Annotated in this window: 20 protein-coding genes; 5 read left to right on the top strand and 15 right to left on the bottom strand. The window is 66.4% G+C overall.

Going from position 1 to position 20,435, the window contains the following annotated elements:
- Positions 1–209: 209 nt before the first annotated feature.
- The 4 genes from I0D00_RS17400 to I0D00_RS17415 form a co-directional block, all read right to left on the bottom strand.
- Positions 210–977 carry an amino acid ABC transporter ATP-binding protein gene (locus I0D00_RS17400; RefSeq protein ID WP_213641073.1) on the bottom strand — a complete coding sequence of 256 codons (768 nt, stop codon included), beginning with the start codon at positions 975–977 and terminating at the stop codon, positions 210–212.
- A 10-nt stretch (positions 978–987) separates the two neighbouring features.
- Entirely contained in the window at positions 988–2,085 is a 1,098-nt protein-coding gene (locus I0D00_RS17405) for an amino acid ABC transporter permease (RefSeq protein ID WP_213641074.1), read from the bottom strand.
- 10 nt (positions 2,086–2,095) lie between these two features.
- Positions 2,096–3,280, bottom strand: a complete 1,185-nt coding sequence (locus I0D00_RS17410; RefSeq protein ID WP_213641075.1) for an amino acid ABC transporter permease — start codon at positions 3,278–3,280, stop codon at positions 2,096–2,098.
- Between the two features lie 99 nt (positions 3,281–3,379).
- Complete coding sequence (locus tag I0D00_RS17415) at positions 3,380–4,408, bottom strand: amino acid ABC transporter substrate-binding protein (RefSeq protein ID WP_213641076.1); 1,029 nt, start codon at positions 4,406–4,408, stop codon at positions 3,380–3,382.
- A 480-nt stretch (positions 4,409–4,888) separates the two neighbouring features.
- Between I0D00_RS17415 and I0D00_RS17420 the strand changes: the two genes are divergently transcribed.
- The 4 genes from I0D00_RS17420 to rhlB all read left to right on the top strand — a co-directional run bounded on the left by I0D00_RS17420 (position 4,889) and on the right by rhlB (position 9,586).
- Complete coding sequence (locus I0D00_RS17420; protein ID WP_213641077.1) at positions 4,889–5,560, top strand: alpha/beta hydrolase; 672 nt, start codon at positions 4,889–4,891, stop codon at positions 5,558–5,560.
- Between the two features lie 226 nt (positions 5,561–5,786).
- The gene (locus I0D00_RS17425; protein ID WP_213641078.1) at positions 5,787–6,725 is read left to right on the top strand and encodes a GGDEF domain-containing protein; all 939 of its coding nucleotides are present in this window, start codon (positions 5,787–5,789) and stop codon (positions 6,723–6,725) included.
- Between the two features lie 116 nt (positions 6,726–6,841).
- On the top strand, positions 6,842–8,005 hold the full coding sequence (locus I0D00_RS17430) for a dipeptidase (protein WP_213641079.1): 1,164 nt from the start codon (positions 6,842–6,844) through the stop codon (positions 8,003–8,005).
- 138 nt (positions 8,006–8,143) lie between these two features.
- Positions 8,144–9,586: an ATP-dependent RNA helicase RhlB gene (gene rhlB / locus I0D00_RS17435; RefSeq protein WP_213641080.1), complete on the top strand. Its 1,443-nt coding sequence runs from the start codon at positions 8,144–8,146 to the stop codon at positions 9,584–9,586.
- A gap of 110 nt (positions 9,587–9,696) precedes the next feature.
- Here rhlB and I0D00_RS17440 read toward each other — a convergent pair whose 3' ends face one another.
- The 6 genes from I0D00_RS17440 to I0D00_RS17465 all read right to left on the bottom strand — a co-directional run bounded on the left by I0D00_RS17440 (position 9,697) and on the right by I0D00_RS17465 (position 15,475).
- Positions 9,697–10,677: a LysR family transcriptional regulator gene (locus I0D00_RS17440; RefSeq protein WP_213641081.1), complete on the bottom strand. Its 981-nt coding sequence runs from the start codon at positions 10,675–10,677 to the stop codon at positions 9,697–9,699.
- 135 nt (positions 10,678–10,812) lie between these two features.
- On the bottom strand, positions 10,813–12,264 hold the full coding sequence (gene lysA, locus I0D00_RS17445; protein ID WP_213641082.1) for a diaminopimelate decarboxylase: 1,452 nt from the start codon (positions 12,262–12,264) through the stop codon (positions 10,813–10,815).
- 139 nt (positions 12,265–12,403) lie between these two features.
- Positions 12,404–13,186, bottom strand: a complete 783-nt coding sequence (locus I0D00_RS17450) for an ATP-binding cassette domain-containing protein (protein WP_213641083.1) — start codon at positions 13,184–13,186, stop codon at positions 12,404–12,406.
- Complete coding sequence (locus I0D00_RS17455) at positions 13,183–13,920, bottom strand: ABC transporter permease (protein ID WP_213641084.1); 738 nt, start codon at positions 13,918–13,920, stop codon at positions 13,183–13,185. The genes I0D00_RS17450 and I0D00_RS17455 overlap by 4 nt, the downstream gene beginning before the upstream one ends.
- Complete coding sequence (locus tag I0D00_RS17460; protein ID WP_213641085.1) at positions 13,917–14,642, bottom strand: ABC transporter permease; 726 nt, start codon at positions 14,640–14,642, stop codon at positions 13,917–13,919. The genes I0D00_RS17455 and I0D00_RS17460 overlap by 4 nt, the downstream gene beginning before the upstream one ends.
- Positions 14,643–14,683: 41 nt before the next feature.
- The gene (locus tag I0D00_RS17465; RefSeq protein WP_213641086.1) at positions 14,684–15,475 is read right to left on the bottom strand and encodes an ABC transporter substrate-binding protein; all 792 of its coding nucleotides are present in this window, start codon (positions 15,473–15,475) and stop codon (positions 14,684–14,686) included.
- A 257-nt stretch (positions 15,476–15,732) separates the two neighbouring features.
- On the opposite strand from I0D00_RS17465, the gene I0D00_RS17470 reads away from it, so the two are divergent.
- Complete coding sequence (locus I0D00_RS17470; protein ID WP_213641087.1) at positions 15,733–16,158, top strand: group II truncated hemoglobin; 426 nt, start codon at positions 15,733–15,735, stop codon at positions 16,156–16,158.
- 134 nt (positions 16,159–16,292) lie between these two features.
- On the opposite strand, the gene moaE is transcribed toward I0D00_RS17470, so the two are convergent.
- The 5 genes from moaE to dmeF form a co-directional block, all read right to left on the bottom strand.
- The gene (gene moaE, locus I0D00_RS17475) at positions 16,293–16,748 is read right to left on the bottom strand and encodes a molybdopterin synthase catalytic subunit MoaE (RefSeq protein WP_213641088.1); all 456 of its coding nucleotides are present in this window, start codon (positions 16,746–16,748) and stop codon (positions 16,293–16,295) included.
- A gap of 2 nt (positions 16,749–16,750) precedes the next feature.
- The gene (locus tag I0D00_RS17480; RefSeq protein ID WP_213641089.1) at positions 16,751–16,999 is read right to left on the bottom strand and encodes a MoaD/ThiS family protein; all 249 of its coding nucleotides are present in this window, start codon (positions 16,997–16,999) and stop codon (positions 16,751–16,753) included.
- Positions 16,996–17,472, bottom strand: coding sequence for a cyclic pyranopterin monophosphate synthase MoaC (moaC, locus tag I0D00_RS17485; protein WP_213641090.1), 477 nt, complete (start codon positions 17,470–17,472; stop codon positions 16,996–16,998). The genes I0D00_RS17480 and moaC overlap by 4 nt, the downstream gene beginning before the upstream one ends.
- Before the next feature lie 147 nt (positions 17,473–17,619).
- A complete protein-coding gene (locus I0D00_RS17490; protein WP_213641091.1) occupies positions 17,620–19,011 on the bottom strand; it encodes a PhoH family protein in 1,392 nt (463 codons plus the stop codon).
- 160 nt (positions 19,012–19,171) lie between these two features.
- The gene (dmeF, locus tag I0D00_RS17495) at positions 19,172–20,287 is read right to left on the bottom strand and encodes a CDF family Co(II)/Ni(II) efflux transporter DmeF (protein WP_213641092.1); all 1,116 of its coding nucleotides are present in this window, start codon (positions 20,285–20,287) and stop codon (positions 19,172–19,174) included.
- Positions 20,288–20,435: the final 148 nt, after the last annotated feature.

Below are 20,435 nucleotides of genomic sequence, written 5' to 3' on the forward strand. Positions count from 1 at the left end.
TCGGCAACTCGCCACGCACCCGGGAGGTCGCCGAGCAGGTCGGCTATGCCGACCGCGTGTCCTTCGCCAAGCGCTGCAAGCAGCTCTGTGGGGAGCCCCGGGCGCCTTCCGCCGACGCCTGCATCAGACGCAATGGGGCGGGGGCTCGGCAGCGCCGCGGGCACAAAAAAGGGGAGCCCTGAGGCTCCCCTTTTCTTGCTGCGAGTCGATCAGTGCAGGATCTGACTGAGGAACAGCTGGGTCCGCTCGTTCTTCGGATTGGTGAAGAAGGTGTCCGGGTCCGCCTCCTCGACGATCTCGCCCTTGTCGAGGAACAGTACGCGGTTGGCCACGGTACGGGCGAAGCCCATCTCGTGGGTCACGCAGAGCATGGTCATGCCGTCCTCGGCCAGCCCCACCATGGTGTCGAGCACCTCCTTGACCATCTCCGGGTCGAGGGCCGAGGTCGGCTCGTCGAACAGCATGATCTTCGGCTTCATGCACAGGGCGCGGGCGATCGCCACGCGCTGCTGCTGGCCGCCGGACAGCTGCCCCGGGTACTTGAGCGCCTGCTCGGGAATGCGCACCCGCTCCAGGTAGTGCATCGCCACTTCCTCGGCCTCGCGCTTGGGCATCTTGCGTACCCACATCGGCGCCAGGGTGCAGTTCTGCAGCACGGTGAGGTGGGGAAACAGGTTGAAGTGCTGGAACACCATGCCGACCTCGCGGCGCACCGCCTCGATGTGCTTGAGGTCGTGGGTCAGTTCGGTGCCATCGATGACGATGCGCCCCTGCTGGTGCTCCTCCAGGCGGTTGAGGCAGCGGATGGCGGTGGACTTGCCCGAGCCCGAGGGACCGCAGAGGACGATGCGCTCGCCCTGCTGCACGTTCAGGTTGATGTCCTTGAGCACATGGAACTGGCCGTACCACTTGTGCACGCCGTCCATCTGGATGATCCCCGGCGCGGCGCTGATCGACTGCTTGATAGCTTCACTCATGACAAAACTCCTAACGCTTGTGGCCGGTGTCCAGCTTGCGCTCCAGATTCATGGAGTAGCGGGACATGCCAAAACAGAAAATCCAGAAAATCAGCGCGGCGAACACATAGCCCTCGGTGGCCATGCCGAGCCAAGCCGGGTCGGTGGTCGCCTGCTTGATGCTGTTGAGCAGGTCGAACAGGCCGATGATGATCACCAGGCTGGTGTCCTTGAACAGGGCGATGAAGGTGTTGACGATGCCGGGGATCACCAGTTTCAGCGCCTGCGGCAGGATCACCAGGCCCATCATCCGCCAGTAACCCAGGCCCATGGCCGCGGCCGCCTCGTACTGCCCCTTGGGAATGGCCTGCAGACCACCGCGCACCACCTCGGCGATATAGGCCGACTGGAACAGGATGACCCCGAGCAGGGCGCGCATCAGCTTGTCGAAGTGCATGCCTTCAGGCAGGAACAGCGGCAGCATCACCGAGGACATGAACAGCACGGTGATCAAGGGCACACCGCGCCAGAACTCGATGAAGGTCACACAGATGACGCGGATCGCCGGCATGTCCGAGCGCCGGCCGAGGGCCAGCACTATGCCCAGTGGCAAGGCGCCGACAATGCCGACCGCGGCGATCACCAGGGTCAGCATCAGGCCGCCCCACTGGCTGGTTTCCACCTCGCTCAGGCCGAAGAAGCCGCCGTGCAGCAACCAGAAGGCCAGCAGCGGATACACCACCAGAAAGCTCAGGCCATAAACGGCCTTGCGCGGCATCTGCGGGATGAACAGGGGGGCCGCGCCTATCACCGCCATCCACAGGGTCAGGTCGACACGCCAACGCAGGGTTTCCGGATAGAAGCCGTACATGAACTGACCGAAGCGTTGCTGCACGAATACCCAGCAGGCGCCCTCCTTGGTGCAGTCCGCCCGGGTGGTACCGACCCAGTTGGCGTCGATGAGCGCCCACTGAATCATCGGCGGCACGATCAGCCAGACCAGATAGATGGCGACGAAGGTCAGCAGCGTGTTGAACCAGTTGGAGAACAGGTTCGCGCGCAACCAGCCGAGCACGCCGACGCTCAGCACCGGTGGCGGCATGTCGGGTTTGAAAGTATGAGTCTGCATGGGCTGCTCCTTACCGCTCGATCAGCGCGATGCGCTTGTTGTACCAGTTCATCAACATGGAGATGCTGATGCTGATCGCCAGGTACACGCTCATGGTGATGGCAATGACCTCGATCGCCTGGCCGGTCTGATTGAGCACGGTGCCGGCGAACAGCGAGACCATGTCCGGATAGCCGATGCCGGCCGCCAGGGAGGAGTTCTTCGCCAGGTTGAGGTACTGACTGGTCAGCGGCGGAATGATCACGCGCAGCGCCTGGGGGATCACCACGAAACGCAGCGTCAGTCCGCGACTCAAGCCCAGGGAGTGGGCCGCCTCGGTCTGGCCATGGCTGACCGCCATGATCCCGGAGCGCACGTTTTCGGCGATGAAGGCCGCCGTGTAGATGGTCAACGCCAGGGTCAGGGCGATCAGTTCGGGGATCATCACCCAGCCGCCGCGGAAGTTGAAGCCGGCCAGTTCGGGCATGCTCCATTGCAGCGGATTACCCGCGACCGCGACAGACAGGCCCGGAAGCCCGATGATCAGCACCGCCGCCGCGATCGACACATGGAAGACCTTGCCGGTCGCTTCCCGGCGGGCCTTGGCCCAGCGCCCGATCAGCACGGTAGCGACGATGGCGATCAGCACCGCGCCGATAAAGGTGCCGAAGGCGTCCGATGCGCTTGGCGCCGGCATATACAGGCCGCGACTGTTGAGGAAGAAGGACTGGCCGACCTCAAGGCTCTGCCGAGGCCCTGGCAGGGCCAGCATGACCGCGAAATACCAGAAGAAGATCTGCAGCAGCGGCGGTATGTTGCGGAACGTCTCGATGTAGACAGTGGCCAGCCGGCTGATCAGCCAGTTGTGCGACAGCCGCGCGACGCCGAGGATGAAGCCCAGGATGGTCGCCAGCACGATGCCGATGACCGACACCAGCAGGGTATTGAGCAGGCCGATGACGAACACCCGTCCGTAGGTGTCGCTCTCGCTGTAGTCGATCAGGTGCTGGGCGATGCCGAAGCCGGCGCTGTTGTTGAGGAAGGAGAAGCCGGAGGTGATGCCGCGTTTCTCAAGGTTGGTCTGGGTGTTGTCGAACAAGTACCAGCCGATCGCCATGACGGCGATGACGGCGAGAATCTGGAATATCCATGCGCGTACCTTGGGATCGGTCCAGACCGAGCCCTTGGGGTGCGAGGTATCTGCGGTGTTTTGCATAGGAGCCCTCTTGGAACGCCCTCGCCCGCATCGGCGGGCCAGGGGTTCACGTCATCAGAACCATGCCGGCGACCCAGGACGGGACGCCGGCAAAGACGGTCAGCGCACCGGCGGTGCGTACTGCAGACCACCTTTGTTCCACAGGGCGTTGAGGCCACGTTCGATCTTCAGTTCGCTGCCGGCACCGACGTTGCGATCGAAGCTCTCGCCGTAGTTACCCACTTGCTTGACGATCTTCACCGCCCAGTCTTTCGGCAGCTTGAGGTCCTTGCCGAACTCACCCTCGGCGCCCAGCAGGCGGGCGATGTCCGGGTTCTTGGTCGACTTGGCCATCTCCTCGACGTTCTTCGAGTCGATGCCCAGCTCTTCGGCGTTGACCATGGCGTACAGCGACCAGCGCACGATGTCGAACCACTCCTCGTCGCCCTGGCGCACGACCGGCCCCAGCGGTTCCTTGGAGATCACTTCCGGCAGCACCACGTACTCTTCCGGGGCGGCCAGCTTGATGCGCTGGGCGTACAGCTGCGACTGGTCGGAGGTCAGCACGTCGCAACGGCCGGCTTCCACCGACTTGGCGCTCTCGTCGGAGGTATCGTAGGTGATCGGGGTGTACTTCATGCCATTGGCACGGAAGTAGTCGGAGAGGTTCAGTTCGGTGGTGGTACCGGCCTGGATGCAGACGGTGGCGCCATCGAGTTCCTTGGCGCTGGAAACGCCGAGCTTCTTGTTCACCAGGAAGCCCTGTCCGTCGTAGTAGTTGACACCGGCGAAGTTCAGGCCCAGGCCGGAGTCGCGCGAACTGGTCCAGGTGGTGTTGCGGGAGAGGATGTCGACTTCGCCGGACTGCAGCGCGGTGAAGCGCTCCTTGGCGGTCAACGGGCTGTACTTGACCTTGGTTGCGTCGCCGAACACGGCGGCTGCCACGGCACGGCACACATCGACGTCGAGACCCAGGTAGTTGCCCTTCTCATCCGCGTAGGAGAAGCCAGGCAGACCATCACTGATACCGCACTGCACGAAGCCTTTCTTCTGCACTGCATCCAGGGTAGCGCCCGCCTGGGCGAAGCTGCTGACCCCGAGTACGGCTGCGGTAGTCAGTACCGCCAGGGTGGATTTCACCATCTTCATCAAAACCTCCAGTTGCTTTTGTTGTGTTGGAGTCTCGGCCCTACCCCCTTACCCTTTTGGGGCATGTCGAACGCGTCGGCAGCAACACGTCAAACAGGCGGATCAGACCTCTGCGAGAGTCTAGTTGGCGATTCTTCCTTCAGCCACAAGACCCTCGCTCACCCACTGGTCGAGCGGGTCGGAGACGGATAGCCATTTGCTCATCGCCACACATGCATGCTAGGCGAACTTTTTGGAAACCCCCATCAAACTGGCTTCCTGTCTGTTCCGCGCCCGGCCAGGCAATGTGTTACCGCAACCGGGCAACGTCATCAGTCTTCTTGGCTGTAGCAAGCCCCGTACCAGCACCTTGCCATTATCACCATACGGACAGGTCAAGCGTAAAACTTGTAACCTTGCGACATCTTCTTTCCAGATTAGTCATCCAGCGGACTGCCTGCCGCCCTAGATCGGCGCATCCGCACCATACCGGAGCCTTACATGAACGACCCCCTGGTTCTTCACCCCACACCCAGTGCCGACGCCTGCGTCATCTGGTTGCACGGCCTGGGTGCCGACCGTTACGACTTTCTGCCGGTGGCCGAGGCCCTGCAGGAGCGTCTGCCCAGCACCCGCTTCGTCCTGCCCCAGGCGCCGACCCAGGCGGTGACCATCAACGGCGGCTGGGCCATGCCCAGCTGGTACGACATCCTGGCCATGAGCCCGGCCCGGGCGATCAACCGGGAACAGCTGGAGGCCTCGGCACAGCAGCTGGTAGAGCTAATCGCAGCGCAGTGCGACAGCGGCTTGGACCCGGCGCGGATCTTCCTCGCCGGTTTCTCCCAGGGCGGCGCCGTGGTCCTGCATACCGCGTTCCTGCGCTGGCCGGGGCGTCTCGGCGGGGTGCTGGCGCTGTCCACCTATGCCCCGACCTTCGACGGCGACAGCCAGCTGGCGGAGGACAAGCGAGGATTGCCGGTGCTGTTTCTGCACGGCACCTTAGACGAGGTGGTGCCACCGGCGCTGGGCCGCGCCGCCCACGACTACCTGGCCGCCCAGAGCAGCGAGGTGCGCTGGCGCGAATACCCGATGGCCCACGAGGTGCTGCCGCAGGAGATTCGCGACATAGCCGACTGGCTGGAGGAACGCCTCGGCAGCGGGCAGGACGCCTGACCCAGCCGTCCGCGGCATGGATGCCCTCATGAGCCGGCCCAGCGCGCCTGGCGCCGCCGAAACGTGACGGGCTAGTCAGATTCCTCTGCCGCCGGTCGCACAGCGTCCGCCGAAGGATTGCCAGTCCCGGCCTGCCGGCATACTGTCGGGCTTGGAAATCGCCTTAAAAACAGGGAGTGTTTGCGATGCCCGCCGCCCGTCACCGCCAACCCCGTCCGCCCTCGCGATGAAAGAGGCGCATTGGCAACCCGACCCGCAGCACATCCGCCAGTTGCGACTGTTCAACAACGTCGCCGCCAGTTGCATGAACCAGGTGCTGAAATCCTTCCGCGCCTGCGAGCTGGAGGCCGGCGAGGTATTGCTGTCGCCCTTCAAGCGCAACCAGCACCTCTACCTGCTGGTCAGGGGCCAGCTCAAGGTCTACCTGGGCTCGCCGGACAACCAGCCGGTGAACACCCTGAACGTCGGCGACTGCGCCGGGGAAATCAGCTTCATCGACAACCAGGCGCCATCGGCCTACGTGGTGGCGAGCGCCCCCAGCAGCGTGCTGCGCCTGCACCGCGAGGCGCTGATCAAGCTGTTCCAGCAATCGCCGCAGCTGATGCACAACCTGCTGAGCCTGCTCTGCGAGCGGGTGCGTACCGGCAACCGCATCCTCCTGAACAGCGAACAAAGCGCCAATATCGACACCCTCACCGGGGCATTCAACCGCCGCTGGCTGGAACATGTGTTCGAACGGGAAAGCACCCGCTGTGCGTTCAATGGCCAGCCGCTGTGCATGCTGATGCTGGATGTCGACCACTTCAAGGCCTACAACGACCGACACGGACACCTGGCCGGGGACTATGCGTTGTGCCTGGTCGCCCATACCCTGCGCGAACAGTTGCGGCCCAAGGACAGCCTGATCCGCTACGGCGGCGAGGAGTTCGTCATCCTGTTGCCGGAGATCGGCGAGGACGGCGGCCGGAGCATCGGCGAACGCCTGCGCCTGGCCCTGCAGCAGATCCCCTCCTTCTATGCGCCGAGCGGCGTGCTGCCGGGGGTGACCGTCTCCATCGGCATGGCCCTGATGCGCCAGCAGGACAGTCTCCCGGACCTGATCGCCCGGGCCGACAGCGCGCTGTACCGAGCCAAGCAGCAGGGCCGCAACTGCCTCTGCGGCTAGCGCCACGCCCCGCTGACAGCTGCCGCATGTGCAGCCGCCGACTAGGCTGAGGCAAACGCCCCCTGTGACCGCCCGAGGCTGCCCTCGCGGCTACGGGGCCTTCGCCCGGAGCCTCCATGCGCAAGCCCCTGCTCACCCTGCTGCTCCTGGCCCTCGGCGCCGCCGGGCTGTTCTTCAGCCTGCCGACCCTGCTCGACCGCCTGCTCAACGGCGTCGCCGCCGCCCCGCCCTATGCCGTCGGCGAGCCGGCACGGCGGCTGCATGCCGGGCTGTTCATCGCCGACCTGCACGACGATGCGCTGCTCTGGCAGCGCGACCTGCTCGAGCGCCACGCCTATGGGCATTCCGACCTGCCGCGCCTGCTCGAAGCCGGCGTGGCGCTGCAGGTGTTCGCCAGCGTGACCAAGACTCCGCGCGGCCTCAACTACCAGCGCAACGCCGCCGACAGCGACAACATCACCCTGCTGGCGCTGGCCCAGCGCTGGCCACCGGCGACCTGGAGCAGCCTGCTGCAGCGCGCGCTGTACCACGCCGAAAAACTGCGGCAGGCCGCCGCCGACAGCCAGGGTCGCCTGCAGCTGATCAGGACCCGTGGCGAACTCGCCACCTTTATCCAGGCCTGGCGACAAGACCCGCGGCGGGTCGCCGCGCTGCTCGCCACCGAGGGCCTGCACCCGCTGGAGGGCCGCCTGGAGCATCTCGACCTGCTGTATGACGCCGGCTACCGCATCGCCGGCCTGACCCATTTCTTCGACAACGAGGTCGGCGGCTCCGCCCACGGCCTGCACCAGGGCGGCCTGACCCCGCTGGGGCGTCAGGTGATAGCGCGCCTGGAGGAAAAAGCCATGCTGATCGACCTGGCCCACGCGTCCGCCGCCCTGATCGACGAGGTGCTGGCCGTGGCCAGGCGGCCATTGCTGGTATCCCATACCGGCGTCGAAGGCACCTGCCCGGGGCCGCGCAACCTCAGCGACCGGCAACTGCGTGGCATCGCCGCCAGCGGCGGGGTGGTCGGCATCGGCTACTGGGAGGGGGCCGTCTGCGCCACCTCGGTGGAGGCCATAGTCCGGGCGATCCGCTACACCAGCACGCTGATCGGCGTCGAGCATGTGGCCCTCGGCTCGGACTTCAACGGCACCGTGCACACGCCCTTCGATGTCACCGGCCTGCCACGGCTGACCGCAGGCCTGCTGGCGGCCGGTTTCAGCCAGGCCGAGATCGCCGCGATCATGGGCGGCAACGTCCGGCGCCTGCTGCTCGCCAGCCTGCCCCAGGACTGAACGAGCGGTCCAGCAGGGACCCAGCCGACTCAGGCCGCACTGGGGATTGACAACGCCCCCCGGCATGGTACTTCGCCGCGCCGGCTTCTTGCTTTACACTGGCCGCCGTTCACTCCTTAACCAATTGATGAGATGACCGTGCTCAAAGCACTCAAGAAGATGTTCGGCAAAGCCGAAGGCGAGCAGCCCAGCACGCCCGCCACACCCGCAACGCCTCGTGGCAACGACGCCTCGCACGAAACAGCCAGCCGCCCCGCCAAGCCCAAACGCACCGACGACGCGACGCCGTCCGCCGCGGCCGCTACCGAGCCTGCGGCCAGGCCCGCCAAGCCGCCGCGCCGCGAGCGCCCGGCCAAGCCGGTCGACACCTGGAAGCTGGAAGACTTCAAGGTCGAGCCGGCCGAAGGCAAGACCCGCTTCCACGACTTCAAGCTCGCCCCCGAGCTGATGCACGCCATCCACGACCTCGGTTTCCCCTACTGCACGCCGATCCAGGCCGGCGTACTGGGTTACACCCTCAAGGGCCAGGACGCCATCGGCCGCGCCCAGACCGGCACCGGCAAGACCGCGGCCTTCCTCATCTCGATCATCACCCAGCTGCTGCAGACCCCGCCGCCGAGAGAACGCTACATGGGCGAGCCACGGGCGCTGATCATCGCCCCGACCCGCGAGCTGGTGGTGCAGATCGCCAACGATGCCATCGGCCTGACCAAGTACAGCGGCCTGAACGTCATGCAGTTCGTGGGCGGCATGGACTTCGACAAGCAGCTCAAGCAACTGGAATCGCGCTTCTGCGACATCCTGGTGGCCACCCCGGGCCGCCTGCTGGACTTCAACCAGCGCGGCGAGGTGCACCTGGACATGGTCGAGGTGATGGTGCTGGACGAGGCCGACCGCATGCTCGACATGGGTTTCATCCCCCAGGTGCGGCAGATCATCCGCCAAACCCCGATGAAGGGCGAGCGCCAGACCCTGCTGTTCTCCGCCACCTTCACCGACGACGTGATGAACCTGGCCAAGCAGTGGACGGTCGACCCGGCCATCGTCGAGATCGAGCCGGAGAACGTCGCCAGCGACACCGTCGAGCAGCACGTCTACGCCGTCGCCAGCGCCGACAAGTACAAGCTGCTGTACAACCTGATCACCCAGAACGACTGGAACCGGGTGATGGTCTTCGCCAACCGCAAGGACGAGGTACGGCGCATCGAGGAGCGCCTGACCCGCGACGGCATCAGCGCCGTGCAGATGTCCGGCGACGTGCCGCAGCACAAGCGCATCCGCGCCCTGGAAGGCTTCCGCGAAGGCAAGATCAAGGTGATGGTGGCCACCGACGTGGCCGGCCGCGGCATCCACGTCGAAGGCATCAGCCACGTGATCAACTTCACCCTGCCGGAAGACCCGGACGACTACGTGCACCGCATCGGCCGCACCGGCCGCGCCGGCAGCAGCGGCACCTCGATCAGCTTCGCCGGCGAGGACGACGCCTTCGCCCTGCCGCCGATCGAGGAGTTGCTCGGGCGCAAGATCAACTGCGAGATGCCGCCGGACGAGTTGCTCAAGCCGGTGCCGCGCAAGCACTGACGCAACGCTGCGCTAGCAAGAAGGCGAAGCCCGCGGGCTTCGCCTTCTTCGTTGCTGCAGGGTGCGCCATGCGCACCAATACCGCGGAAGGCCGCTGCGCGCGGCGCACCCTACCTGAAATAGCGCGCCCTGACCGCCGCCGCCGTCGCTTCGCGCAGCAGGCCGATAAACAGCTGCTCCACCTCCGTCAGCAGCTGGTTTTCCGGGGTGACCAGGTACACCTCGTTGACCGGCAGGTCGTCATGGGGCGGCAGCTGGAACAGCAGCTTCTGCGCCACGAAGGGCCTGGCCCCTTCCACGGTCAGGGCGCCGAAGCCGAGGCCGGCGAGAATCAGCCGGCGCACCTCCTCCTCGTTGGGCGACACCGCCACCAGGCGGCCCCAGAACTGCTGCCCGGTGCGCACCGAGTTGACCGCGCTGAGGCCCTCGCCGGGCTGGTCGCTCTCGAAGGAGACATAGGCCAGGCCACGCAGGTCCGCGGCAGTCAGATTGTCGCGGCCGAACAGCGGGTGGCGTGGCCCGCAGTAGAAGGCCATCTGCTCGTAGCCGAGCAGGTCGAAGTGCAGGCCGGTCCGGGCGGTCTTCTTGTTGCTGATGCCGATATGCAGGCTGCCCCGGGCCACCGCGTCGACTATGTCGGCGCTGGGCTGGGAGCTGAGGCTGATCAGCACGTTGGGATAGCGCTGGTGGAACAGCGCCAGGCTGTCGTCGAAGGGCTGGCAGCTGACATGGCTGGCGACCTGGATATGCAGCTCGCCGAGCACCGCGCCGGCCTCACCGGCGTACTGCTCGGCCATCTTGCCGATGATGCTGCCGGCCGAGGAAATATACTCGTAGACCCGCAGGCCCTGCTCGGTCAGGCAGAACATGCCCTTCTTGCGCTGGATCAGGCGCATGCCCAGGTGTTCTTCCAGGCGCTTGAGGGCATTGCTTACGCTGGGCTGGCTGAGCGACAGCTTGCGCGCCGCGCCGGTGATGCTGCTTTCCTCGACTATCACCAGGAAGGTGTACAGCAGGTTCCAGTCCAGGTTGCGCAGCAGACGCTCGCGGGGCGACAGCATGATCGGTGGTTCTCCCAGGCAGGCCGTCATATCGGCCACTCCGGGGGCAACAGTGCACCGCTCGGCGCACCAAGCGCAAGGCTTGCGGCGGGGGCGCCATGCGCCTCTGCAAGCCACACAGCGGAGGGATGCGCGTGGCGCCCCCTAGAGCCCCCTGCCCGCCGCTCAATCCAGATCATGGGCCAGCAGGTCGCGGTATTCGCCACGGCGACGGATCAGCCGGCTACCCTGCCGCAGGTCCACCAGCACCGCGGCGGCGGATTGCCGGCCGCAGTACTGGCTCATCATCTCCAGGGCGTAGGCCCCCACGTCCAGCAGGGCGATCACATCGCCCATGGCGGTGGCCGCCGGCAGCTCGCGCAGGTTGGGCTGGTGTACCAGCACCCGCTCCAGCACGGCGCGATGCTCGGCCAGCCTGGGCTCCTCGGCGATCAGGTCCGCCACTGCGCCCTCCCCCTCGATGTCGTAGTAGGTGTCGCTGCTGTCGCACAGCGGCCCGGCCATGCGGCAGTGGCGGGTGTCGTGGTCATCGGCGCGGGAGGCGTTGAGCATATGGAAGTACCAGCCGTTGTACAGGTCGAACAGCACGCTGTAGCCGGCGTCCAGGTAGAACACCGGGCGGCCCTGGCGCTCCTTGTGCGCCTCGATGCGGCTCAGCAGGATCGCGCCGTCGCTGACCATGCTGCGCCCCGGCTCGACGATCAGCTCGATCTGCTCGCCCAGGGCCTGGGCCATGGGTTTGATCAGGTGCTCGGCGAGCCGGGCGAAGTCGATCTCGGTGCGGTAGTTGGCGCAGTAGTGCGGCGCCACCGAGGCGAAGTTCTCCTCGGCGCTGCTGTAGTTCTTCGGGAAGCCGCCGCCCAGGTTCACATGCTCCAGCGGGTAAGGCAGGCGCTCGGCCACCTGACGCACGTAGTCGATCAGGAAGTTGGCCTCGGCCTGGTACACCCCGATATCGGTGATCTGGGTGCCGATATGGGCATGCACCCCCACCAGCTTCAGCGCGCCGGGCTGGGCCAGGATCAGCTCGATGGCCTCGACCTGCTCGGCGGCGGTCATGCCGAACTTGGAGGTCGAGGTGCCGGTCTGCCAGCCGGCGGCGGCGCCGCCCTGGATCTCCGGGATGATGCGCAGGCTGACCCGCGCCTGGCGGCCCAGCTCGCCGGCCACCGCGAGGATGCGCGCCAGCTCCGACAGCGAGTCGACATTGATCGCCTTGATCCCGGCGCCTATCACCTCGCGCAGCTCTCCGACCTGCTTGGCCACGCCGTTGAACACCATCTGCGCCGGGGCGAAACCGGCGAGCTGCGCCTTGTAGAACTCGCCGCCGGAGTTGACCTCCAGATCCAGGCCGCAATCCTTGAACAGCTTGAGCACCGCCAGGTTGGCGCAGGCCTTGCTGGCGAAGCAGACCCGGGTTCTGCCGTGTACCCGGCGGAAGTTGTTCAGGATATCCCGGGCGTTATCCCGCAGCTTGGCTGCCGAATAGACGAACAGCGGCGAGCCGTAGCGTTCGACCAGGTCGATGGCGTTGACTCCATCGATCAGCAGCTGGTTGTTGGCACTGTCGAGATGCTGCGGTCTTTTCCAGGGGTGCAGGGAGACGACTTGGCTCATGGGTATGGCTCACTCAATCAAAGGTAGGGGGCGCCGTGCGCACCATCGCGTTATCGCGGCGCCATTGCCGTGGTGCGCGCAGCGCACCCTGCAAAGGCAGCGTCGCCAACCGATGCGATCGACGACATCAGCGGTTCCATCAGTACTGGGTCGCCAGCAGGCGGCGCAGGTTGTCCGATTGCGGGGCGTTGAACAGCTGCTCGGGGCTGCCTTGCTCCTCGATGCGGCCCTGGTGCAGGTACACCAGCCTGGACGACACCTCGCGGGCGAAGCGCATCTCGTGGGTGACCATGATCATGGTGCGACCCTCCTCGGCCAGCTCGCGGATCACCAGCAGCACCTCGCCCACCAGCTCCGGGTCCAGGGCCGAGGTGGGCTCGTCGAACAGCATCACCTCGGGGTCCATGGCCAGGGCGCGGGCAATGGCCACCCGCTGCTTCTGTCCGCCGGACAGGCAGTCGGGATACACCTGGCACTTGTCCAGCATGCCGACCCGGGCCAGCAGCTTCTTCGCCAGGGCCTCCACGTCATGCCGATTGCGCCCCAGCACCAGGCAGGGACCGAGCATCACGTTCTCCAGCACGGTCATGTGCGACCACAGGTTGAACGACTGGAAGACCATGGCCAGGCGCGCGCGCACCCGCTCGATCTGCCGCTGGCAGCGCCGCGAGCGGCCGCCATGGCGGTTGGCGGTCAGCTCCAGCTCCTCGCCGTGCACGCGCAGGTGGCCACTGTCGGGGAACTCCAGCAGGTTCATGCAGCGCAGCAAGGTGCTCTTGCCCGAGCCGCTGGAGCCGATGATGCTGATCACGTCATGCTTCTCGGCGGTCAGCGAGACGCCCTTGAGCACCTCGATGCCGGCGAAGGACTTGTGCAGGTTCTCCACCTGCAGGGCGGCGGTCTGGGGGATGCATGCAGTCATGGCGACACTCCGGCGGAAACCTGCGCCGCAGCGGGCGCGGTGGATGGGGCCCGACGTAGCCGCTGGTGGCGGGTCAGGCACAGTTCCAGGCGGCGCCAGCACCAGACGAAGGCGCTGGTCATCAACAGGTAGAGCAGCGCCGCCCAGAGGTACACGGACAGGTCGAAGGTCTGCGAGAAGATGCGCCGGGTCTGGCCCATCACATCGAACAGGGTGATGACGCTGACCACCGCGCTGCCCTTGAGCAGCAGGATGATCTCGTTGCCCAGGGCCGGAAAGGCGATGCGGTAGGCATTGGGCAGGATGATCTTGCGATACTGGCTGAAGCGCGACAGGCCCATGGCCACACCCGCCTCGATCTGCCCGTAGGGCACGGCGCGCAGGCCGCCCCGGAGGATTTCCACCTGGTAGGCCGTGGAGTTGAGGACGAAGGTCAGCAGCGCGCAGTAGTAGGGATCGCGGAAGAACCACCACAGCCCCAGCTGGCTCAGCTCGGCACGGAACTGCCCCGAGCCGTAGTACACCAGAAACAGCTGGGCCAGCAGCGGCGTGCCACGCAAGAACGAGACGTACAGGCGAATCGGCCAGCGCAGCAGCCCGCGTTCGCTGCAGCGGGCGATGGCCAGGGGCAAGGCCAGGGCGCAGGCCAGCAGCGCGGCGATGGCGGTGAGCTGCAGGGTCAGGCCGGCGCCGGCCAGCAGCTGGGCGGAGAAGCGCGTGAGAATATCCATCATGCCGCGGCCCCTCCCGTGCGCTGGCCGCGGTTGGCGCGGCGCTCCAGGCGTGCCAGCAGGCACTCGCAGAGCAGGCACACCGCCCAATAGGCCAGGCACACCACGAGGAAGAACAGAAAGGGCTTCTTGGTGGTGCCCACGGCGATATTGGCCATGCGCATCAGGTCACTGAGGGCGATCACCGAGACCAGGGCGGTGTCCTTGAGCAGGTTGACCCACAGGTTGCCCAGCCCCGGCAGGGCCAGGCGCAGCAGCTGCGGCAGCTCGAGCACCCGGAAGATGGTCAGCCGGCGCAGGCCCATGGCCTGCCCCGCCTCGCGCTGGCCAGCGTCCAGGGCCTGCCAGGCACCGCGCCAGACTTCGCTGGAATAGGCGGCGAAGACCAGGCCCAGGGCCAGCACCCCGGCGATAAAGGGGCTCAGTTCGAGATAGCCGGCCGCCGGGTCGTAGCAGCGCAGCAGGGCGTTCAGGCCCATGCCCACGCCGTGGTAGATGATAAACAGGGTGAGCAGCTCGGGCAGGCCGCGCAATGTGGTGCTGAAGGCCAGGGCCAGGGCGCGCGCCGGGCGCCCGCCGAACAGCGCCAGCGCCGCCACCAAAAGGCCCAGCAGCAGGCCGACCGGCAGGGTGGCCAGCGCCAGGGCCAGGGTTACCCCGAGGCCCTGCAGCAACTCGTCGCCCCAGCCGGCGTCACCGAAGCTCAGGTAGGTGAGCCAGTCCATAACAGATCCTCTTCTCGCTCAGCAGGTCAGCGGCGCTTGGCTCACTGCTCCAGGGTCAGCAGATTGACCGAGAAGAACTTGTCGTTGATGGCCTGGTAGGTGCCGTCGGCGATGATCGACGCCAGGGCCTGGTTGAGCGCCAGACGCAGCTGCTCGTCTTCCTTGCGCAGCGCCATGCCGACGCCCTCGCCGACATATTTCGGGTCGCTGATCGGTGCGCCGGCCAGGCGGCAGCAGCTGCCATCGGTGGATTTCCGGGTCCAGTCGAGCATCGGGATCATGTCGCCGACCTGGGCATCCAGGCGCCCGGACACCAGGTCCAGGTTCACCGCATCCTGGGTCGGGTACAGGCGCACGTCGGCGTCGGGGAACATGGCCATCAGGTAATCGGCCTGGGTGGTCGCGCCCTGGGCGCCGATGGTCTTGCCCGCCATGGCGGCCGGGCTGAAGTCCTCGAGTTCGGAGTCCTTGGGCACCACGAAGGTCATCGCCGATTTCTGGTAGGGATCGCTGAAGGCGACCTTCTGCCGGCGCTCCTCGGTGATAAACATGGAGGCGATGATCACGTCGTACTTGCGCGCCAGCAGCGCGGGGATGATGCCGTCCCAATCCTGGGCCACCAGGCTGCACTCGACCTGCATGCGCGCGCACAGCGCCTTGCCGATCTCGATGTCGAAGCCGGCCAGCTGGCCGTCGGCGGTGTAGTAGTTGAACGGCGGGTAGGCGCCTTCGGTGGCGAGGCGCAGGGTCTGGCCTTCGGCGGCCTGGGCGGCCGCGAATGGCAGGGCACCGAGGCTGGCGCAGAGCAACAGGGAGCGGAGAGTCTTATTCATCTTGTTTTCCTCTGGAGTCGTGATTCGCTGTGAAGCCGGCCGTCACCCACAAGCCCGCCTCACATCGCACTGGATGACCGCTAGGTCACCGCCGCGAAGCAAGAATCCGCCCGCACCTCGCATTTATCAAATGCATATTTATTATGTTATGCATAGCTCACGAATATGCATTGCCCTGCTACCACCCCACCGGGCAGCCGGGTGATGCCCACGGGGCCGCGGCCCTCTACAATGGCGTCTTTGCCCGGGAGCCTGCCATGACCCCTACCCCCGCCTACGGCGTCGGCGACGCCTCGTATCGGGCCGCGGGCGGCATCGACGGCCTGCGCCGCCTGGTCGACGACTTCTACCGGCTGATGGACCAGCAGCCCGCGATGGCCGACCTGCGCCGCCTGCACCCCGCGGACCTGGCGCCGGCGCGTGACAAGCTGGGCTGCTTTCTCAGCGGCTGGCTGGGCGGCCCCAAGCTGTTCGCCGAGCGCTACGGGGCCATCGCGATTCCCGCCTTCCACGCCCAGTGGCCCATCGACGAGCGTCTCGCTGCACTCTGGCTGAGCTGCATGGAGCAGGCCATCGCCCTGCAGCCGTACTCGCCGGCGTTCGCCGAGTACCTGCTCAGCCAGCTGCGGGTACCGGCCCAGCGCATCGTCCAGGCCAGCCGCAACCGTCACGCAGCGGTATAGAAAACCGGCAGCAGGGAATCGCCAAGGACGAAGCCAGGCCATCCGCCGGTTGCCGGCAACACTCGCTCTCCAGGGGGCCTGGCGCCCACTGGCAGGGCCTGCGCGGCCAGTTTCGGGGGGACGAGCGCCGGCGGCTAGGCCTTGTGCCAGCGCTCGGCGGCGGCCTGGTCGCTGCTGCGCCCCTCGACCCAGCGCGGGCCGTCGCTGGTGTCTTCCTTCTTCCAGAACGGCGCACGGGTCTTGAGGTAGTCCATGACGAAGGCGCAGGCGTCGAACGCCGCCTGGCGGTGGGCGCTGCTGGTGCCGACGAAGACGATCGGCTCGCCCGGCTCCAGGCGGCCGATGCGGTGGATGATCTGGATGTTCAGCAGCGGCCAGCGCTGCTCCGCCTCTGCGGCGATCTTGCCCAGGGCCTTCTCGGTCATGCCGGGGAAATGCTCGAGGAACATGCCGCCGACCTCGCGGCCCTCGTTGAAGTCGCGCACGTAGCCGACGAAGCTGACCGCCGCGCCGACGCCGACATTGGCCGCATGCAGCGCATTGGTCTCGGCCCCCGGATCGAACGGTTCGAGCTGAACCCGAATGCTCATGCTCAGCCTCCGGTCACGGTGGGGAAGAAGGCCACCTCGTCGCCCTCCTCCAGGGGCTCGTCGAGGCTGCACAGCTCCTGGTTGCGCGCGCACATCAGGTTCTGCTCGGCGAGCACCTCCCATACCCCGCCACGGGCCAGCAGGTGGCGGCGCAGGTCGTCGAGGGTGGCGAAGCCCTGGCTGTCGCGCAACTGTTCGCCATCCAGGCCCAGGGCCTCGCGGTAGCGGGCGAAGTACTGTACGCGGATCATTGCTCGTCCCCGGCCTTGTAGTGGCCGCTCTTGCCGCCGAGCTTCTCCAGCAGGCGCACGCTCTCGATGACCATGCCGCGGTCCACCGCCTTGCACATGTCGTAGATCGTCAGGGCGGCGACGCTGGCGGCGGTCAGCGCCTCCATCTCCACGCCGGTCTGCCCGGAGAGCTTGCAGCGCGCGCTGATGCGCACCGCATCGCTGCCCTCGGCGGCCAGCTCGACCTTGACGCTGCTGAGCATCAGCGGATGGCACAGGGGGATCAGGTCGGCGGTCTTCTTCGCCGCCTGGATGCCGGCGATGCGCGCCACGGCGAACACGTCGCCCTTGGGGTGCTCGCCCTCGACGATCATCTGCAGGGTCTGCGGGCGCATGCGCACCAGGGCTTCTGCCACGGCCTCACGGACGGTCAGGGCTTTGTCGCTGACGTCGACCATATTGGCGCGACCTTGGGAATCGAGATGGGTCAACACGGGTTCTGCTCCAGGCGGGTATCGGCCGATTGTAAACCCGTGGGTCAGCTTTCGGCACCTGCGAATGCCCTGGAGGTGGCTCGGGCGTCTGCCGTCCGGCGCCGCCGCACCGGGGCTGGCCCGGCGCGGCGATGAGCGGGGGGAGGGTTACATGTGGCTCTCGGCGAACTCGGCGAGGATCGAGCGCGGCACCCCTTGCAGGGTGATGTGCACGCCATGTTCGAAGTCCTTGAAGCGCTCGGTGAGGTAGGTCAGGCCGGAGCTCGGCGCCGACAGGTAGGGCGTGTCGATCTGCGCCAGGTTACCCAGGCAGACCACCTTGGAGCCGCTGCCGGCACGGGTGATGATGGTCTTCATCTGGTGCGGGGTGAGGTTCTGGCACTCGTCGATGAGGATCAGGCTCTGCTGGAAGCTGCGCCCGCGGATGTAGTTCAGCGATTTGAACTGCAGCGGCACCTTCTGCAGGATGTAGTCGACGCTGCCGTGGGTGTTCTCGTCCTCCATGTGCAGCGCTTCCAGGTTGTCGGTGATGGCGCCGAGCCAGGGTTCCATCTTCTCCGCCTCGGTGCCGGGCAGAAAGCCGATCTCCTGGTCCAGACCCTGCACGCTGCGGGTGGCGATGATGCGCCGGTAGCGCTTGCTGACCATGGTCTGCTCGATGGCCGCGGCCAGGGCCAGGATGGTCTTGCCCGACCCGGCGGCGCCGGACAGGTTGACCAGGTGGATGTCCGGGTCGAGCAGCGCGTACAGCGCCAGGGCCTGGTAGATGTCCCGCGGGCGCAGGCCCCAGGCCTCCTGGTGCATCAAGGGTTCCTGGTGCAGGTCGAGGATCACCAGCTCATTGGCCTCGATGCCCTTGATCCAGCCGACGAAGCCCTGCCCGTCGACGATGAACTCGTTGACGTGCACCGCCGGCAGGTTGTCGATCAGCTGCACCCGGTGCCAGGTGCGGCCGTGATCCTGACGGGTCTCCACGGTGCTGACGCGGTCCCAGAACGAGCCCTCCATGCTGTGGTAGCCCTGGGACAGCAAGGACACATCGTCGACCAGCTGGTCGGTGTGGTAGTCCTCCGAATCGATGCCGCAGGCCCGCGCCTTCAGGCGCATGTTGATGTCCTTGGTCACCAGCACCACGGCCATGCCGGGACGGCGCGACTTGAGTTCGACCAGCTGGTTGATGATCTTGTTGTCGTTGAGGTCCTCGGGCAGCCAGGTGATCGGCGAAGCGCTCTTGCTCATGAGGATCGACAGGAACCCGCAGGGCCCGCTCTTCTCCCGCTGGATCGGCACGCCCAGCTCGACTTCGTCGGGCGCGGCACTGCCGAGAATCTTGTCGATCAGGCGAATGGCCTGGCGGCATTCGGCGGCGACGCCGGCCTTGCCCGTCTTCAGTTTGTCCAGTTCCTCCAGCACGGTCATCGGGATGGCGACGTGGTGCTCCTGAAAGTTCAGCAACGCATTGGGGTCGTGGATCAGGACGTTGGTATCGAGAGCGTAGAGGGTCGGAGCGGTGGGCTTGGTGCGTCCATGGTCATCCATACGCGGTCACCTTCTTCTGAAAGCCATGCGACGGAATGCCACTGCAGCGCTCCGCCGCGGGAGGCCGCCGACGACTCAGGTGGGGGCTGAGAAGATGCAAGCAGGATGAGGGCCGGTGGACGCCACCTGTCTGCAGGGTTCGGCGGTCTTGCCTAGTTAATTACTCCAAAAAAGATGACAGGAAAACGATCTTTTCAGCTTTTTGAACTTTATTTTGCCGAGCGACGAATAGTGCTTGGCGAGCCGCCCGGGCCCCGTTACAGTCAAAAATCACCCCGGCGTGCTTGACGCCATTTTCCCGCCTCCCCTGCTCCCCCGCCGCACTCTCGGCGCAGCGATTGACCTCGACCGTCACATGCACCAGTTCGCGGATGCCTTGCAGCCGCGCCTTGTAGCGATCCGCCGAACCATTGCCATGGGTCACCACGCTGACGATACAGGCGAACTGCGCCCGGCCGACGCGCCACAGGTGCAGATCGGCCAGCTCGGTGTCCGGCTCCGCCACCAGGGCGCTGCGCACCCGCGCCACCAGCGGGCTGTCCATCTCCCGGTCGAGCAGCACCTTACCGGTCTCCAGCAACAGGCCCTTGGCCCAGACCGCGATGATCACCGCGCCGATCACGCCCATCAGCGGATCGAGCCAGTTCCAGCCCAGCCACCAGCCGCCGAGCAGGGCGATGATCGCCGCCACCGAGGTCAGGGCGTCGGCCAGCACGTGAACGAAGGCCGCATGGCGATTGAGGTCGCGCCCGCCGCCTGGTCCGTGGTCGTGGTCGTGGTCGTGGTCGTGGTCGTGGCGAGCATCGCCGTGAGCGTGGCTGTGCCCGCCCCCGAGCATCCAGGCCGACAACAGGTTGACCAGCAGGCCGATCACGGCGATCAGCAGGGCCATGTCGAAGGCGATCCGCTGTGGCTGCCACAGCCGCCACAGTGACTCGAAGGCGAGCATGGCGATGACCACCAGCAGCAGGATGGAACTGGCGAAGCCCGCCAGCACCTCGATCTTCCAGGTGCCGAAGGCGAAACGCCGGTCGTTGGCGTAGCGCCGCGCCAGCAGGTAGGCCAGCGCGGTCAGGCCGATGGCGAGCATGTGCGAGGCCATGTGCCAGCCGTCGGCCAGCAGCGCCATGGAGTTGAAGGCATAGCCGGCGGCGACCTCCACCAGCATGGTCGCCCCGGTCAGGGCGGTGACGCGCCAGGCCTGGCGCTCGGCGCGGGTCTCCAGCGGGCGGTAATCGTGGGAAGGTTCCCAGCGCGAATGGTTGCAGGCGGTCATCACGACTCCGTGTCGGCTATGGGTGCCTGCCCACACTAAAAGACCGGGGCGGCCCCCAGGTCAACCCGTCGCCGCCTCCCCGGATGCTACCGCCGGGCACTCCGGCGCCCCTAATCGCCCCCATAGGTAGAGCCACAGGCCTCACTCG

Origin of the sequence: Pseudomonas lalucatii (assembly GCF_018398425.1) — a bacterium.
GTDB classification, from domain to species: domain Bacteria; phylum Pseudomonadota; class Gammaproteobacteria; order Pseudomonadales; family Pseudomonadaceae; genus Aquipseudomonas; species Aquipseudomonas lalucatii.

Coding starts and splice junctions, on each gene's coding strand:
- dmeF (WP_213641092.1), bottom strand. CDS start 20,287: ATGACCGCCTGCAACCATTCGCGCTGGGAACCTTCCCACGATTACCGC.
- I0D00_RS17460 (WP_213641085.1), bottom strand. CDS start 14,642: ATGGACTGGCTCACCTACCTGAGCTTCGGTGACGCCGGCTGGGGCGAC.
- I0D00_RS17490 (WP_213641091.1), bottom strand. CDS start 19,011: ATGGATGACCATGGACGCACCAAGCCCACCGCTCCGACCCTCTACGCT.
- I0D00_RS17440 (WP_213641081.1), bottom strand. CDS start 10,677: ATGACGGCCTGCCTGGGAGAACCACCGATCATGCTGTCGCCCCGCGAG.
- I0D00_RS17480 (WP_213641089.1), bottom strand. CDS start 16,999: ATGATCCGCGTACAGTACTTCGCCCGCTACCGCGAGGCCCTGGGCCTG.
- I0D00_RS17400 (WP_213641073.1), bottom strand. CDS start 977: ATGAGTGAAGCTATCAAGCAGTCGATCAGCGCCGCGCCGGGGATCATC.
- I0D00_RS17430 (WP_213641079.1), top strand. CDS start 6,842: ATGCGCAAGCCCCTGCTCACCCTGCTGCTCCTGGCCCTCGGCGCCGCC.
- I0D00_RS17410 (WP_213641075.1), bottom strand. CDS start 3,280: ATGCAAAACACCGCAGATACCTCGCACCCCAAGGGCTCGGTCTGGACC.
- I0D00_RS17405 (WP_213641074.1), bottom strand. CDS start 2,085: ATGCAGACTCATACTTTCAAACCCGACATGCCGCCACCGGTGCTGAGC.
- lysA (WP_213641082.1), bottom strand. CDS start 12,264: ATGAGCCAAGTCGTCTCCCTGCACCCCTGGAAAAGACCGCAGCATCTC.
- moaE (WP_213641088.1), bottom strand. CDS start 16,748: ATGAGCATTCGGGTTCAGCTCGAACCGTTCGATCCGGGGGCCGAGACC.
- I0D00_RS17455 (WP_213641084.1), bottom strand. CDS start 13,920: ATGATGGATATTCTCACGCGCTTCTCCGCCCAGCTGCTGGCCGGCGCC.
- I0D00_RS17470 (WP_213641087.1), top strand. CDS start 15,733: ATGACCCCTACCCCCGCCTACGGCGTCGGCGACGCCTCGTATCGGGCC.
- I0D00_RS17425 (WP_213641078.1), top strand. CDS start 5,787: ATGAAAGAGGCGCATTGGCAACCCGACCCGCAGCACATCCGCCAGTTG.
- I0D00_RS17465 (WP_213641086.1), bottom strand. CDS start 15,475: ATGAATAAGACTCTCCGCTCCCTGTTGCTCTGCGCCAGCCTCGGTGCC.
- I0D00_RS17450 (WP_213641083.1), bottom strand. CDS start 13,186: ATGACTGCATGCATCCCCCAGACCGCCGCCCTGCAGGTGGAGAACCTG.
- I0D00_RS17420 (WP_213641077.1), top strand. CDS start 4,889: ATGAACGACCCCCTGGTTCTTCACCCCACACCCAGTGCCGACGCCTGC.
- I0D00_RS17415 (WP_213641076.1), bottom strand. CDS start 4,408: ATGAAGATGGTGAAATCCACCCTGGCGGTACTGACTACCGCAGCCGTA.